At 72.2% G+C, this 13,934-nt stretch carries 11 protein-coding genes; 10 read left to right on the forward strand and 1 reads right to left on the reverse strand.

Going from position 1 to position 13,934, the window contains the following annotated elements:
* Nucleotides 1-58 precede the first annotated feature (58 nt).
* From NBZ83_RS21965 to NBZ83_RS21990, 6 genes are all read left to right on the forward strand, one after another.
* Complete coding sequence (locus tag NBZ83_RS21965) at nucleotides 59-3,517, forward strand: acyltransferase domain-containing protein (RefSeq protein ID WP_261575708.1); 3,459 nt, start codon at nucleotides 59-61, stop codon at nucleotides 3,515-3,517.
* Nucleotides 3,514-3,882: an acyl carrier protein gene (locus tag NBZ83_RS21970; protein WP_261570010.1), complete on the forward strand. Its 369-nt coding sequence runs from the start codon at nucleotides 3,514-3,516 to the stop codon at nucleotides 3,880-3,882. The genes NBZ83_RS21965 and NBZ83_RS21970 overlap by 4 nt, the downstream gene beginning before the upstream one ends.
* 9 nt (nucleotides 3,883-3,891) lie before the next feature.
* Nucleotides 3,892-4,809 (forward strand): alpha/beta fold hydrolase, encoded by a 918-nt coding sequence (locus NBZ83_RS21975; RefSeq protein ID WP_261570011.1) that lies wholly within the window; start codon nucleotides 3,892-3,894, stop codon nucleotides 4,807-4,809.
* An 18-nt stretch (nucleotides 4,810-4,827) separates the two neighbouring features.
* A complete protein-coding gene (locus NBZ83_RS21980; protein ID WP_261570013.1) occupies nucleotides 4,828-6,012 on the forward strand; it encodes a glycosyltransferase in 1,185 nt (394 codons plus the stop codon).
* Between the two features lie 305 nt (nucleotides 6,013-6,317).
* Nucleotides 6,318-7,136, forward strand: coding sequence for a LuxR C-terminal-related transcriptional regulator (locus NBZ83_RS21985; protein ID WP_261570014.1), 819 nt, complete (start codon nucleotides 6,318-6,320; stop codon nucleotides 7,134-7,136).
* 38 nt (nucleotides 7,137-7,174) lie between these two features.
* The gene (locus tag NBZ83_RS21990; RefSeq protein ID WP_261575709.1) at nucleotides 7,175-8,518 is read left to right on the forward strand and encodes a wax ester/triacylglycerol synthase domain-containing protein; all 1,344 of its coding nucleotides are present in this window, start codon (nucleotides 7,175-7,177) and stop codon (nucleotides 8,516-8,518) included.
* Between the two features lie 171 nt (nucleotides 8,519-8,689).
* Here the strand turns inward: NBZ83_RS21990 and NBZ83_RS21995 are convergent, their stop codons facing one another.
* On the reverse strand, nucleotides 8,690-9,097 hold the full coding sequence (locus tag NBZ83_RS21995; RefSeq protein WP_261570016.1) for a limonene-1,2-epoxide hydrolase family protein: 408 nt from the start codon (nucleotides 9,095-9,097) through the stop codon (nucleotides 8,690-8,692).
* A 129-nt stretch (nucleotides 9,098-9,226) separates the two neighbouring features.
* Here NBZ83_RS21995 and NBZ83_RS22000 point away from each other — a divergent pair, with 129 nt between their 5' ends.
* The 4 genes from NBZ83_RS22000 to NBZ83_RS22015 all read left to right on the forward strand — a co-directional run bounded on the left by NBZ83_RS22000 (nucleotide 9,227) and on the right by NBZ83_RS22015 (nucleotide 13,716).
* The gene (locus NBZ83_RS22000; protein ID WP_261575710.1) at nucleotides 9,227-9,823 is read left to right on the forward strand and encodes a TetR/AcrR family transcriptional regulator; all 597 of its coding nucleotides are present in this window, start codon (nucleotides 9,227-9,229) and stop codon (nucleotides 9,821-9,823) included.
* A gap of 471 nt (nucleotides 9,824-10,294) precedes the next feature.
* Entirely contained in the window at nucleotides 10,295-11,206 is a 912-nt protein-coding gene (locus tag NBZ83_RS22005; protein WP_261570018.1) for an SCO6745 family protein, read from the forward strand.
* Between the two features lie 106 nt (nucleotides 11,207-11,312).
* Nucleotides 11,313-12,707, forward strand: a complete 1,395-nt coding sequence (locus NBZ83_RS22010) for a phosphotransferase (protein WP_261575711.1) — start codon at nucleotides 11,313-11,315, stop codon at nucleotides 12,705-12,707.
* Nucleotides 12,691-13,716: a hypothetical protein gene (locus NBZ83_RS22015; RefSeq protein ID WP_261570021.1), complete on the forward strand. Its 1,026-nt coding sequence runs from the start codon at nucleotides 12,691-12,693 to the stop codon at nucleotides 13,714-13,716. The genes NBZ83_RS22010 and NBZ83_RS22015 overlap by 17 nt, the downstream gene beginning before the upstream one ends.
* Nucleotides 13,717-13,934: the final 218 nt, after the last annotated feature.

Raw genomic sequence — 13,934 nt, forward strand, 5'->3', positions numbered from 1 at the left:
CAGCGGTGGCGGTGGCAGTAGTAGTGGTGGTGGCGGCGGCCGGTCGGGCGCCGGGCCGGTGAGGCGTCGTCCGCCGGCGGTCGCGGCGGCGCGGGACACCCGGCCCGAGTCGGTGCTGATGATCGCCGGTGCCGGCCCCGGGGAGGTGGCCAGGGCGCTCGCGGTCACCGACGACGACCTCCTTCGTCGCGACGACGCGGTCGCGCCGCCGTCCGGCGGGCCGTGCCGGCTCGCCATCGTCGCCCCGAACGCCCGCAGGCTGGGCCTCGCCCGCGCCGTCGTGGCGCGGGGTGTGCCCTGGCGCGGCCGCAACGACGTGTGGTTCAGCCCGACCGGCCTGCTGACCGATCAGGCTGGTGACGCCGAGGCTGGTCGGGCCGGTCGGGCCGAGCCGGGCCGGGCCGGCGCCACCACGCCGGGGATCGGCCGGATCGCTTTCCTGTTCTGCGGCCTGGAGGACAGGTTCACCCCGCGCGTCGACGACGTCTGCGACCACTTCGGGCTGCCGCGACCCGCCCTCGGTGACACCACCGCGCTCGGCACGCACGGCGTCGCCAGCATCGAGGTGGGGCGGGTGCTGGACGCGGCGCTGCGCCGGCTGGGGATCGTGCCCGATCTCGTCGGCGGGCACAGCATCGGCGAGTGGAACGCCATGATCTCCGCCGGGATGCTCGACGGGACCTTCGTCGACGACTTCATCGCGACGTTCGACCCGGGCAAACTCGAGGTACCGGGGGTCGTCTTCGGCGTGCTGGGCCAGGGCGCCGAAGACGCGGCCGAGATCATCGCGGATCTTCCCGACGTCGTCGTCACCCACGACAACTGCCCGCAACAGTCGATCATCTGTGGCCCGGACCGCGGCGTCGCGATCGCACTCGACCGGCTGCGGGCCCGCGGTGTGCTGGGCCAGACGCTGCCGTTCCGGTCCGGCTTCCACTCGCCGTTCCTCGAGCCCTACCTGGCCGAGCCCCGCGCCCGACTGCTCGACACCCCGCTGTTCCCGCCCGCCGTGCCCGTGTGGTCCGCGACCACCGCCGCGCCCTATCCGGCGGCGGCCGACGACATTCGGGCGCTGGCCGTGCGCCACCTTGTCGAACCCGTCCGGTTCCGGCAGCTCACCGAGCGGCTGCACCGCGGGGGAGTCCGCGTCTTCGTCCAGGTCGGGGTGGGTAGCATCGCCGGGTTCGTCGACGGCACGCTCGCCGGGCAGGATCACCTGGCGGTGGTGAGCAACACGCCGAAGCGGTCGGGCCTGGACCAGCTCCGCCGGGTGGCCGCCGCGCTGTGGGCGGAGGGCGCCGAGCCCCGGCTGCACCTCCTGCCGTGCCACGGCGGTTCGACCGGGTCGACCGGGTCGACCCGGTCGGGCCGGATGATGCGGCTGGCGCTCGGCGTGCCGACCATGCGGCTGGGCCCCCAGGCCGCCGAGCTTCTCGGCCCGATCGTGTCCGCCGGGCCTGCCGCGGCCGCGCTGAGGCCACCGGTGGCGGCGCCGTCTCGGGAGCAGACCGGGCCCGTGAACCATCCGGTGATCGCCGAACTCGACGCGGCTCTGGCGCAGGCGCAGGACATCCGGGCCGAGGTGGTCGGTCGGTGGCGCAGTGCGGGGCCGGCCGCCCCCGCGCTGCCGCGACGTCGACCGCCCGAGGTCCCCGCGCCGCTGCCGGCCGTCCCCGCGCCGCCGCCGGCCGTCCCCGCAACCCGGACGGTGCGGCGCACGCTGTCGGTCGACGACCTGCCCGAGGTCATGGACCACTGCTTCTACCGGCAGCCCCCGGGCTGGTCGGAGGTGTCCGACCGGTTCCCCGTCGTGCCGATGACGGCCCTGCTCCATCTGATGATCGAGCATGCGCTGGCGCTGGTGCCCGCAGGGGTCGCGGTGGCGATCCGCGACGTGCGGGCGTTGCGCTGGCTCGCCGTCGAGCCGCCCGTCGAGGTGACCATCACCTCGACGGCGGCGGCCGACGGCACCGTCGGCGTCGTCGTCGAGGGCCACGCGCGCGGCACGGTCGTCCTCGCTCCCGCCTACCCGCCCCCGCCGGCGGGCACGGACGTCACCGCGGACCTGCCTGCCGGCGTGCGGCTGACCGACGAGGTCCTGCCGCCGCACCAGGCCGCGGACCTCTACGGGACGTTCCTCTTCCACGGCCCCCGCTACCAGGGGATCGACCACGTGGACGCGATGGCGCCCGACGGGATCCGGGGAAGGTTGACGGTCCCGACGGGAACAGGAGCGCTGCTCGACAACGTCGGGCAGTTCTACGGCTACTGGGCCACGCAGTATCTCGACGCGAACTGGTTGATCCTGCCCCAGTCCATCGCCGAGCTGCGCCTCTACGGCCCGCCACCCGAGGCCGGCCGGCGGATGGGTGCCACGGTGCGCATCCGGGCCGTCGACGAGCTCACGGTCACCGCCGACATGGAGGTCAGGGCCGACGACGGTGTCCTCTGGGCGCACGTGCTCGGCTGGAAGGACCGCCGCTTCGCCGCCGACGACATCCTGTGGCCGGTCACCTGCGTTCCCGAACACAACACGCTGGCCCGGCCGAGCCCCGACGGCTGGGTCGTCGTGCGCGACCACTGGCGCGACACGGCGTCCCGCGAGCTGATCCTGCGGCACTACCTCGACCCGGCCGAGCGGCGACGTTTCGCCGCGCACAATCCGCGCGCGGCCAGGGAATGGCTGCTGGGTCGGATCGCGGTCAAGGACGGTGTTCGGCGCTGGTGGTGGGACCGGGGCGCCGGGGCGATCTGGGGGATCGAGGTCCGCGTGGACGACGGGCCGTCCGGGCGACCGGTCCTCGGCCCGGCGGGGGACCGGCCCGAGCTCGTCGACCTGGTGATGCCGAACGCGGCGCTGGCCTGCCGCCTGGAGCTGGCCGTCGCGATCGTGGACGCCTCGCCCGACATCGGCATCCACCTGGAGAGGATCCCCGCTCGGCCGCCGGCGGCCGGCGACCCGGTGGCCGCGGCGGACGCGGCGGACGCGGCGGACGAGGCGTCGCTCGACGCGCTGTCCGTGGCCGGGGCTGTGGCGTCCGCGGCCGGGGCCGAGGCCCGGTCCATATGGCTGGCCCGGTTCCGAGCCGCCAGGGCGGCCGCCGCGGCGGTCCTCGCAACGTCCCATAATGATGATCTTCTTCTCGGGCGGCTCGCCGTCGACCGGGTGCTCGAGCCCGCCGCCGGCGCGGCCCGCGCGGTCGCGCATCGGTGGCCCGTCACCGGGCCACCACCACGGCAGCCGCTGTCACGTCCGACCGACCGGTCCGCGACGTCGGCCACGTCGGCCACGTCGGCGGAAACCGGTTGGCCCGCACCGGTCTACGTCCGAGTCGGTGCCCACGGAGTCGGGCCCCGGTGGGTCGCGCTGCGCACGGTCGACGAGTTCGGCCGACCGGTCACCGACGCGGGAGCCGGGCCGGCGGGGAGGCCGGCCTCACCCGGCCGGTATGTCGTCGCCTGGACCTCGCCGGAGGTCGAAAGAACCGCCCACCACGAGCAGGGAGCTGTGACATGACGTCATCGAATGCTTCAACGGTCGGACACCGGCCGGCCGCGACGACGGGGCGCGACGAGCTGGAACGCCGAACCACCGTCGAGCTGGCGGACATTCTGCGGGACATCATCGGCGAGGATTACCTGGCGGGCGTCGACATCACCGTCGACACCACGTTCAACGCGGATCTCGAGCTGGAGAGCATCGAGTTCGTGAGTCTGGTCGCCCGCCTGCGCGAGCGATTCGGATCCGGCGTGGATTTCGCGTCCTTCCTGGCGGAGATGGACGTCGACGACGTCATCGGACTGACCGTGGGCGATCTCGTCCAGTTCATCGCCGACAGCGTCGACGCCCAGGGCGCGCCGGCACACACCACCGGATCGTAGGAGGAACGGATGGCGGAAATCCTGGCGAACGGAGTCCGGCTGCACGTGCAGCGGATTCCGCCCAGCCGGCGCACGGCCGGCGACGCGCCGACGGTGGTCATGCTGCACGGAATGATCATGGATAACATCTCCGCCTTCTATTTCGGGCTCGGGAACTGTCTCGCGGCGGCCGGCTGTGACGTGATCTGCTACGACCTGCGCGGCCACGGACGAAGCGAGCGGACCCGGGACGGCTACACGATGGCGGAGTCCATCGCCGACCTGCGCGGGCTGCTCGACGCGCTCGGGGTGGACCGGCCGGTGCACCTCGTCGGAAACAGCTACGGGGCCACCCTCGCGTTGGCGTTCGGCCTCGACCATGCCGACCAGGTCGAAAGCCTCACCCTCATCGAGCCCCCGTTCCTGGTGGACGGGCTCGGCGAGGAGATGGCCCGCTCCCTGGAGCAGCTGCTGGCCGCGATGTCGGACCAGGAGGTGGAGCAGTGGCTGGCCGACGGCGCGGGCCGGGCGATCGGCCGCAGCATGCGGGCCGCCCGCGCGCTGCTGCGGGAGACGACGATCGGCCAGGACATGCTCGCCATCCCGTCGTTCCCGCCGGCGCGCCTGGCCGGGCTGAACGTTCCGGTGCTGGCGGTCTACGGGGCCAATTCCGAGATCGTCAACCAGGCGGAGTCCCTCGTGGGACTCATGCCGGACTGCACACTGACCATCCTGGAGCACACCACCCACATGGTCCTTCGTGAGGCCGCCGACTATCTCCGGGACCTGATGCGATGGTGGTTGTTCCGCCGGCGGGAGGAAATGCCGCAGCGGCGCGCCGGAGCGCGGTTCGTGACGCCCGACTGGGTGCGCCAGATGGTCCCACCCCCGGGCCTGAACTCCGCCCGTCGGGGGAACGACACCGTTCCCTCGCCCAACCGAGCCTAGAAGGGGCGGCGACGGTTCATGAGTCGCATCCTGTTTGTCGTGCCGCCGCTGACCGGCCACGTGAACCCCGCGGTCGCCCTGGCTGCCGAGCTCGTCGCCCGGGGTCACGAGGTGGCTCTGGCCGGACACGTGGAGATCATCGGTGGGCTTGTTCCCCCGGGTATCGCGCTGCTGCCGTTCGCCGGCGGGCTCTCGCCGGAGGTGTGGAGATCGGTCGAGGAGAGGTCCAGGGGACTTCGTGGCCCCGCCTCCCTGAAGTTCCTGTGGGAGGAGTTCCTCCTCCCCATCGGCACGGCGATGGCGGCCGACACCGACGCCCTGGTCGACTCCTTCGAACCGGACGTGATGGTCGTCGACCAGCAGGCGATCGGCGCCGCGCTGGTGGCCCGACGGCGGGAACCGCGATGGGTGACCCTCGCGACCACCTCCGCCGAGTTCGATGATCCGTACCGGGACATGGCCGGGATCGGCACCTGGGTCGTCGAGGCCCAGCGTGGCTTCCAGCGCGCCTGCGGGGTGCCCGAGGCCGCCACCACCGATCTGCGCTTCTCGACCGATCTCACGCTCGTGTGCTCCGTGCGGGCCCTGCTGCGCGATCCGGGAGGCTCTCCGCCGGCCGTGTACATCGGTTCGCCGGTCGGTCCTCGCCCGGGCGCCGCCGACTTCCCCTGGTCCTGGATCGACCCGCGGCGCAGGCAGGTGCTCGTGTCCCTGGGGACGGTGACGCGCGAGGCCGGCGGCCGGTTCCTGCGGGCGGCGGCGCAGGCGTTGACGTCGATGCGGGAGACGACCCAGGCAGTCGTCGTCGCGCCGCCCGGTCTCGTGGACGACCTCGCCGAGGCGGGGTCCGCGGATCTGCTCGTGCGATCCCACGTGCCCCAGGTCGAGCTGCTGCCCCGGCTTGACGCGGTGGTGTGTCACGGCGGCAACAACACGGTGTGCGAGGCGCTGGCCCGCGGTGTGCCGCTCGTCGTGGCGCCCGTGCGCGACGATCAGCCGACCATCGCCGAGCAGGTGGTGCGCGGCGGGGTCGGAGTCCGGGTCCGGTTCGGGCGGGCGGGTGCGGACGCGGTGGCCGCAGCGGTCCACGAGGTCCTGACGGATCCCCGCTATCGCCGGGGCGCGGGCGAACTGGCGAGGGAGTTCGCCGCCGCCGGGGGCGTCGCGGCCGCGGCCGACCACATCGAGAAGCTGCATCCCTGAGAGCGCGCCCACCGGGTCGTGGAGTCCCGCCCAAAGGTGGTGCCGCGAGGGCGAATTGGGCTGAAAAGCGGACATTCAGCATGTTAAGGTCAAAATATCCCCCGTTCGGTGGAATGCGGTTTCCGGTCGGTCGGTCGGACCGGCCTGCCGCGAGGCATCCGGTATTCCGGGAATCCGGGCCCGCCGCCGCGCGGATCGGGGGGCGGTGCGCTGGGTGTCCGGCACCGGCGCAGTGCGGGCGTAGCTCATCACGCCATCCGCAAGGTCCAGCGCCGCCGGTCGGACGGGATCGGAAGGAAGAACCCTTGTCCGATGACGGCGGCGTCTCCCTCGTCTACCTCATGGAACGCGCGGTCAGTGAGCTGCGCGCCCTGACCGGGGTGGATATCGCCTTCGCGGCGAGTGTCGATTCCGTTTCCGGACGGCTGATCGTGCGATGCCAGGAGGGAAACCGGACGGACGGTCTTCTCGGCCTCTCGGCGGCCCCCGGCCGCGGGCTCGGATGGCAGTCGATCGAACGCCGCCGCCCGGTGGTCGCGGCCCGGCACGACCACCGGGCTCCGGCCCGGCATCGGCACGCATGGTCGAAGATCGGCGAGGGGATACAGGCGATCTTCGCGGTCCCCGTCGACGTGGAGGCGGGCGAACGAATCGTGTTGTACGGCGCAATGCGCGGCACGAGCCAGATCAGTGCCGCCGCGATCGATGCCGCCAGCCGCGTCGCCGCGCTCTTCGAGATGTACCTCGGGGAGCGACAAACCGGTGGCACCACCACCGGCCTGGGACTCGCCCAGCTGTGCGCGCTGCGCGACTCCCTGCACGACATCGCCGAGCTCAGTACCGAGCCGGTGGTCCAGAAGAGCATCGAAGACGTCGTCGCCCGCCTGGGCCGTGCCTATGTGGCGGCGCCGCCAAGGAAACCCCCGTCCGTTTTCCTCACCCCTCGCGAGCTGGAGGTCCTCGGCCTGGTGGCCGCCGGGCTCTCGAACGCGGAGGTGGCCCGCCGGTTGAACATCGAGGAGTCCACCACGAAGTCCCATCTCGCCCGCATCATGCGCCGGCTGCAGGCCAACAACCGCACCGCCGCGGTGCGCGTGGCCCAGGAACTCGGGCTCCTGCGATGATTCCCCAGGCTCCCGCGACCCCGGAAGGAGATGGCACTGTGCACGATCGGTCACTGACGATTGGCGATCACGCCTTCCTGGCCTTCACCCGCCGTTTCCCCGGCGAGTTCCTCGACATCGGTGCGCTGTTGCACGTCGGCGGCCCACCACTGGATCTCTCCGCTCTGCGGGCGCATGTCGCCGACCGGCTCCGCACGGCGCCGCCTCTGACCGAACGACTCCACACCGTCGCGTCGCCTCCGGGGGACCAGCACGGCCGCGGGCTGCGGGCCGAGCAGACCTCACTGCGGTGGGCCCCGCGCGGCGACGTCAACGTCGACGACCATGTGGTCGTCACCGCCGTGCGGGAGGGGACGGGCGGCGACGGACTGCGTCGCACGATCGACCGGCTCGCCACCCAGCCCGTCGACCTCGGTCGACCGCCGTGGATGCTCCACCTCCTGCGCGGGCACTCCGCCGACGGCACCCTGCTGCTGTACCGGGCCAGCCACGCCCACCAGGACGGCGGCGCCCTCTACCGGGCGCTGCACCTGCTGTTCGGCGAGGGTGACGAGACGGGCGCGGCCCTGCCGCAGGCGTTTCCCGCCCCCCGGCCGGGGGACTACCTGCGCCTCGCCGGTCGCAACCTGCAGGGGCTGGCACCCACCCGCGCCCTGGCGGCCTGGGGGGGACCGGCCAGCGGACCGGCCCGCCACACCTGGGCGACGACGGACCTCGACGCGCTCAGGCAGATCGCCCGACGCCATGCGGTCACGGTCAACGACGTCTATCTCGCGGCCCTCGCCGGCGCGCTCCGGCAGTGGTCGCTGCCGGAATGGCATCGACCCCATCGACCCCATCGACCCCATCGACCCATCCACGCGCTCATGCCCATCAGCATCCGGACCAGTGCCGAACAGGAGCTGCTGTCCAACTTCACCACCGGGGTCCGCATCGCCCTGCCCTGCGGCGAACCTGATCCCGGCCGACGGCTCGCCCGCGTCGCCGCGCGCACACGCCGGTTGAAGCGGGGCGGCGGCCTGGGCGTGGTCGAGCGCCATCACCTCGCCCTCGCCGAGCTGTCCCCCCGTGCCTCGCCGCGTTTCCTCGCCCACGCCGCAAGCTCTGGCTCCCGCACCCGCGAGGTCGCCCTCGTCGCTTCCAACCTGGGGCACCTGCGTCACCGACTGGCCGTCGCGGGGCGGCCGGTGACCGGACTGGTCGGGATGCCTCCGCTCTTCGTCGGCCGCCAGCACCTCTCCGTGGCCCTGTTCGGCTACGGCGAGCATGCCCATGTCACGTTCACGGCGAGCGCCAGCGTCCCCGGCCATGAGGCCCTGGCGGACCTGTGGCTGGCCGAAGTGGGAGTGCTCGCGGAGCTGGCGGGCCCTCGCCCGCGTTGACAGCGCCGGCCGGTCCGCTGTCATTCGGCGGTACCCAAACGGTGGGCGCGGCATGATTCCGGAGCCACCTGTCAGGAATCAGCACAATGCACTGGATTCAGATCCGGGCTAATCGGCGCCCGATACCCCTCGAAATCTCGAGGGGTATCGGCGCGCTGAATCTCGTGAGGTTCAGCGCGCCGCGGGAAGGAGGTCGCTGACGTCCTCGCCGGTCATCATCTTCGCGGGCAGCGTCAGGTCCCAGTAGTCGGTCCACCGGATGATCCGACCGTCCCTGACGACGAAGGCGCCCATGACGGGGACACCCTGAATGCCGCCGGGGGTCCGGATCATGTCGAGGCGTTCGGTCAGGACGACGTCACCGTCGGCCGCGAGGGTGAGGACGCGGTACTCGTAGGAGTCGGGGAACATCGCGAACTGGCCGGCGAGGTTCTCCACGATGGCGGCTGCGCCGATCGTCGCCGGCGTGCCGACGTTCTGGTAGACCGCGTCGGCGGCGAGGAGCGGGCGGAGGGCTTCCGCGTCGCGCTTGATCATCAAACCGCAGAATTCGCGGACCGTGTCGGCTGGATCACTCATGCCGCATGCCTCCAGGCTGAAGCGGGTCCCGTGCAGGACCTACAGGTTGTATGTCCATGATGCAGCTGCATGTTGGACCATACTGAGGGGGTGGAAGTGGGTCAACGGTCGGGACGGGCTCGTCCGAGAGTGCGGGCGGCGGTGGTCGCGGAGCGGGCGGAGGCGACCCGCGAGGCTCTGATCGCCACCGCTCGGCGGCTGTTCGTCCACAAGGGCTACTTCGCCACCGGCACCGAGGAGATCGTCGCGGCGGCCGGAGTGGGCACCCGTGGAGCGCTCTACCATCACTTCGCCGACAAGCGGGCGCTGTTTCTCGCCGTCTTCGAACGGGTCGAGGAGGATCTGCTCGCCTCCGCCGGGGGCGCCGACACGACCGGGGATGCGCTCACGCTCCTGCGGGGCGGGCTGCTGGGTTTCCTCAACGCCTCGCTGACCCCGGAGGTCCAGCGCATCCTGCTGATCGACGGGCCCGCGGTCCTCGGGTGGCAGCAGTGGCGGGCCACCGAGAAGCGTTACGGGCTTGGTGCGATCCGCGCTCTGCTGGAACGTGCCGTCGCCGAAGGAAGCCTGTCCGCACAGCCGCTCGACGCGCTCGCGCACATCCTGCTGGCCGCGGTCGACGAAGCCGCTCTGTTCATCGCCGGCGCCGACGACCCGCCCGCGGCCAGGGAACAGGCCGTCACCGCCGTCGAACGTCTGCTCGCCGGGTTGACAACGGGTTCGTAACCGCGTCTCGCCGCCTCCGGCCCGGTCCTGAACCACGGGCCGTGACAGCACGGCCGATCTCGGCGAGGAAAGGCGCACCGAAAAGGGGCGTCAACGCTGTTCACTAGGTGGCTGGAGAGTGGTACGGTTCCGCCGTGACCATCATTTCACAACGCACTGCGTCCACCATTACCGACACCGGATCACCTTTATGGGGCCGCTGAGTAGCACGGACGGGCCACCGCGCGTGCCGGGGCTCGCTCTGACCGGGTAGTCCGTCGACGCAATTCCCCTTTAGTTGCCGGGCCTCGTGTGCACGGTGTTCGGAGTCCTTCGCGGCTGTCGAACGCCGCTATCGAAGTTGGCAATGTCGCGTTGCATCCGGTGGATGTCCGGCGCGCGCATGCGCCTCTTTTCCTGGCCGGTTCTTCACGCCAGACGTATCAGGTCACCGTTGCGGCGGGACTCCCGCGCGATGAGAGGAGACGAACTGTGACCGTTGACGGGCACACCTCGGCAGGCGGCGGATCGGCCGGGGTGGACGTGGCCCTGACCGATCCCGCATTGCGGGCGATCGAGCCCACGTTCGGCGCCGGCGTGCTCTGTCCGGCCGTCCACGCGGCGCTTCACCGCCTCGACCTCGGGCTCGACGACGTCGCGGTCGTGAACCTGGTGACGCGCAGCGCGCCGCTGGGGCCGGCGTCGGCCGACGTGGTGGTCGCGACCTTCTACAACGTCAATCCCCGGCTGGTCGACAGTGTCATTCCCGCCGTGTGGCGCAAGGCGTCACCCGAGGCGATCCTCGCGGCGCAGCAGGCGGCGTTCGCGCCGGTGCTCGCCGCGGCGCTCGCGCCGATCGACCCGGCGGAACTCGGCGAGCTGGCCGAGCTCGCGCGTGCGGCCGGCGAGGCCGCCGCGGCGAACAGGGAGGGCCGTCCCCTGCTCGCCGGCCTCGCGTCGCTGCCCTGGCCGCGCGAGGACCATCTGGTGATCTGGCACGCCGCGAAGGTGCTGCGCGAACACCGGGGCGACGGGCACATCGGCGGGCTCGTCATCGAAGGGTTGCGCGGGATCGACGCCCTCGTCGTCCACGCCGCCTACGAGGGGTGGCCCGGGGAGCTGCTGCGCGACTCCCGGCACTGGGACCCGCCGGCCTGGAACGCCTCGGTCGCGAGCCTGCGCCGCCGGGGCTGGCTGACCGAGGCCGCGACGCCGGAGCTGACGGTGGAGGGTCGCCGCCGGCGGCGCTGGATCGAGGATCGCACCGACGAACTCGCGGCGCTGGCCTACGAACCGATCGGCGACACGGGCATGAACCGCATGATCACCCTCGGCGCCAAGGTCGTGGCCGCGCTCGGCGACGCCGGCCTGGCCACGAGGCTGCGCCGCCCCGTCGCCGGGTAGCGGCCGACGTGGAGTCTGCGGCTGTGCCTGTGCCTGTGCCTGTGCCTCGAGGTTCGGTGAGGATGGATCCCGTCGCCTCGCCGAGGCGTTCCTGGAAGGGAGAGCCGTGAGTCAGGATGAGCAGGTTCGGGCCTGGTTGGAGCGGGAGCTCGACGGCACCGTCGTGGCCTTCGAGCGGCAGGAGCGGTGGCGCGCCGCCTGGTTCGCCGATCTGACGAGCCAGGGGGAGTTACGCAGGTACTACGTGCGCGGCCACCGCGGCGGCAACTTCCGGGAAATGATCACCCTCGAGCAGGAAGCCGACATCAACCGGGTGCTCCACCGGCACGGCGTGCCCGTCCCCCGCGTCCACGGGATGGTCGACGACCCGCCCGCGATCGTCATGGACCGGCTGCCCGGCCGGGTCAACCTCGCCACCGCGCTCGACGACGGCGAACGTGACGCCGTGCTGGACCAGTACGTCGACGCCATGTGCCGCATGCACGCGATCGACGTGGGCGAGTTCGGGGCGCTCGGGCTGCCCGTCCCGGCCGACAACCGGGCCGCGGCGCTGAGCATGTACACCACCGGTGAGCGCAACTACCGCCGGGCCAAGACCGCACCCAGCCCGATGATCGAGTTCATGTGGCGATGGCTGTGCCGCAACGTCCCGGCCGGGCGCACGCAGCGGGGGCTCATCCAGGGCGACGCGGCGCAGTTCCTGTTCGACCAGGGCAGGATGACCGGTCTGATCGACTTCGAGGCCGCCTACATCGGCGACCCGATCGCCGAGTTCGCCGCGATGCGCAGCCGTGACTGCGAGGAGCCCCTCGGCGACATCGCCCGGATCGCCCGCCGGTACGAGGCCGTCACCGGTGAGCGGGTCGACCGCGACGCCGTGGAGTTCCACACCGCCGGCTGGTCGCTGATGACCCCCTTCCAGTGGGAGGACTCCGTGCGCAACCCCGCCCCCGGGGACAGCTGGCTGGAGTACTTCACCTGGCTCGTCGGCTGCGGCCGCTGGGCGCTGGAGGCCATCGCCGCGGTCGCGGGCGCGCCGCTGCCCACCGTCGAACCACCCGCGCAGCGCCCGTCGTCCTACTCCAGCGCCGCCTACACCAACCTGATGGCGCTGCTCGACGAATGGCCCACAACCAGCGCCTACGAGGGCTTCCGCGCGGACAGCGCCCGGGCCGTGACCCGGTTCGCCGAGCACGTCCACGCCTTCGGCGCCGACCTGGAACGCGCCGACGTCGAGGAGATCTCCGAGCTGCTCGGCACCCGCCAGCCGGATCTCGCCACCGCCGAGGCGGCGCTGGAGCAGTTCGTGCTGCGCGCCTCCCCGGACCTCGATGGTGTGCTGGTCCAGTACTTCCACCGCTGGACGCAGCGCCAGCAGTTCCTCATCGCCGGCACGGGTGCCCGGCACGAGAAGCTCATCCACCTGAGTCTGCAACCGCTCACCGGCGACGCCTGGCGGGCCGGTGCCAGCCTGGGAGGCACGCATGACCTTGCACGTTGACGGCGACGGGCCGTTACTGCTGGCGGAGCTGGCCGCGGTGATGCCCGCCGCGCCGGCGCTCGTGGACCGCCTCGTCACCGAGTTCGCGCCCACGGCGGCCACGATGGCGACCCCGCAGGCGTACTGGGTCGGGTTCAACGGCTGGCTGACCGACCGGCTGTCCGGCCCGATCATGCAGGGCACCGTCGCCGTCGACGATGTCGGCGAGCAGGCCTGGGCGATCCTGGCCTCCAGCTACTGGGGCGGCCTGGAACTGCGCGAACACTGGGGGATGCCGCCGGTCATCGAAAGGCTCGGCATCGCGCTGTCGCCGCCGTTTGCGGAGGTCGAGCAGGGCATCGTCGCGCAGATGGCGCAGCGCCTGGCGGCGTTACGCGGCGGGGGTGAACGCTGCCTGGAGATCCTGCCCTCGATCCTGCGGGAGGACGCGCCGTCGGGCCCCATCCACGGCATCGCCTACAACGCCGGGGTCCAGGTGGTGAAGACCGAGGACCCGCCGATCGGCCAGCGCCGCCCGCACCGGACGCCCAGGCCCTCGGCGGTGCGCATCAACGCACGTCACTTCCTGCGGGTCGACTACGACCTGCCGACCCCGGACTATCTGAAGGTCTGGCGCTCGGCGTTCGAGCGGGCCGTCACCGCCAATCCCGACACCTACGAGAAGGTGATCGTCGGCGAGGGCACCCAGGCCGACCTGCGCGACATCTGGGCCCGCGGGGTCGCCTTCGGGAACACCACCTGGGGCGGGGACGCGCAGGACGGCTGGACCGACGCCTACTTCGACGAGACCATCCGCTGGAGCTCGATCCTGACGTTCGGGATGGAGGCGGCGGGCCTGGCCGCGTTCGTCGCGCTGATCAACCAGGACCCCGCGGCGGCCACGGTCGCGGTCCTGTGCAACGCCCTCTACCTGGGTGCCACGCCGGGCTGGCTGATCGGCCTGCTCGACACCGGCGCCACCCTGCCCCGCGTCGTCGAGGCACAGGGCGCCAGCACCCGCGACGAGTAACCGCGCCGCCCATCCGAACCCCAACCCGATGATCAAGGTGTTCCGCGGAACACTCGCCGCGGCTGGCGGGCTGCTGCCGTTGATCGACTGGTGAGGCACCGCCCGACCGGCCGCGGGGTCGGAGAGTGCTCAGGGCGCCGACGGTTGGCGGCGCGATCCGTTCGCGCCGGTGCCCGTCGGCTGGCCGGCGCCAGTCGGGGCCGGGGCCGGGGCTGGGG

The organism is Frankia gtarii, assembly GCF_025403375.1.
Classification (GTDB): Bacteria; Actinomycetota; Actinomycetes; order Frankiales; family Frankiaceae; genus Frankia; species Frankia gtarii.

Coding starts and splice junctions, on each gene's coding strand:
- NBZ83_RS21970 (WP_261570010.1), top strand. CDS start 3,514: ATGACGTCATCGAATGCTTCAACGGTCGGACACCGGCCGGCCGCGACG.
- NBZ83_RS21995 (WP_261570016.1), bottom strand. CDS start 9,097: ATGAGTGATCCAGCCGACACGGTCCGCGAATTCTGCGGTTTGATGATC.
- NBZ83_RS21975 (WP_261570011.1), top strand. CDS start 3,892: ATGGCGGAAATCCTGGCGAACGGAGTCCGGCTGCACGTGCAGCGGATT.
- NBZ83_RS21980 (WP_261570013.1), top strand. CDS start 4,828: ATGAGTCGCATCCTGTTTGTCGTGCCGCCGCTGACCGGCCACGTGAAC.
- NBZ83_RS22015 (WP_261570021.1), top strand. CDS start 12,691: ATGACCTTGCACGTTGACGGCGACGGGCCGTTACTGCTGGCGGAGCTG.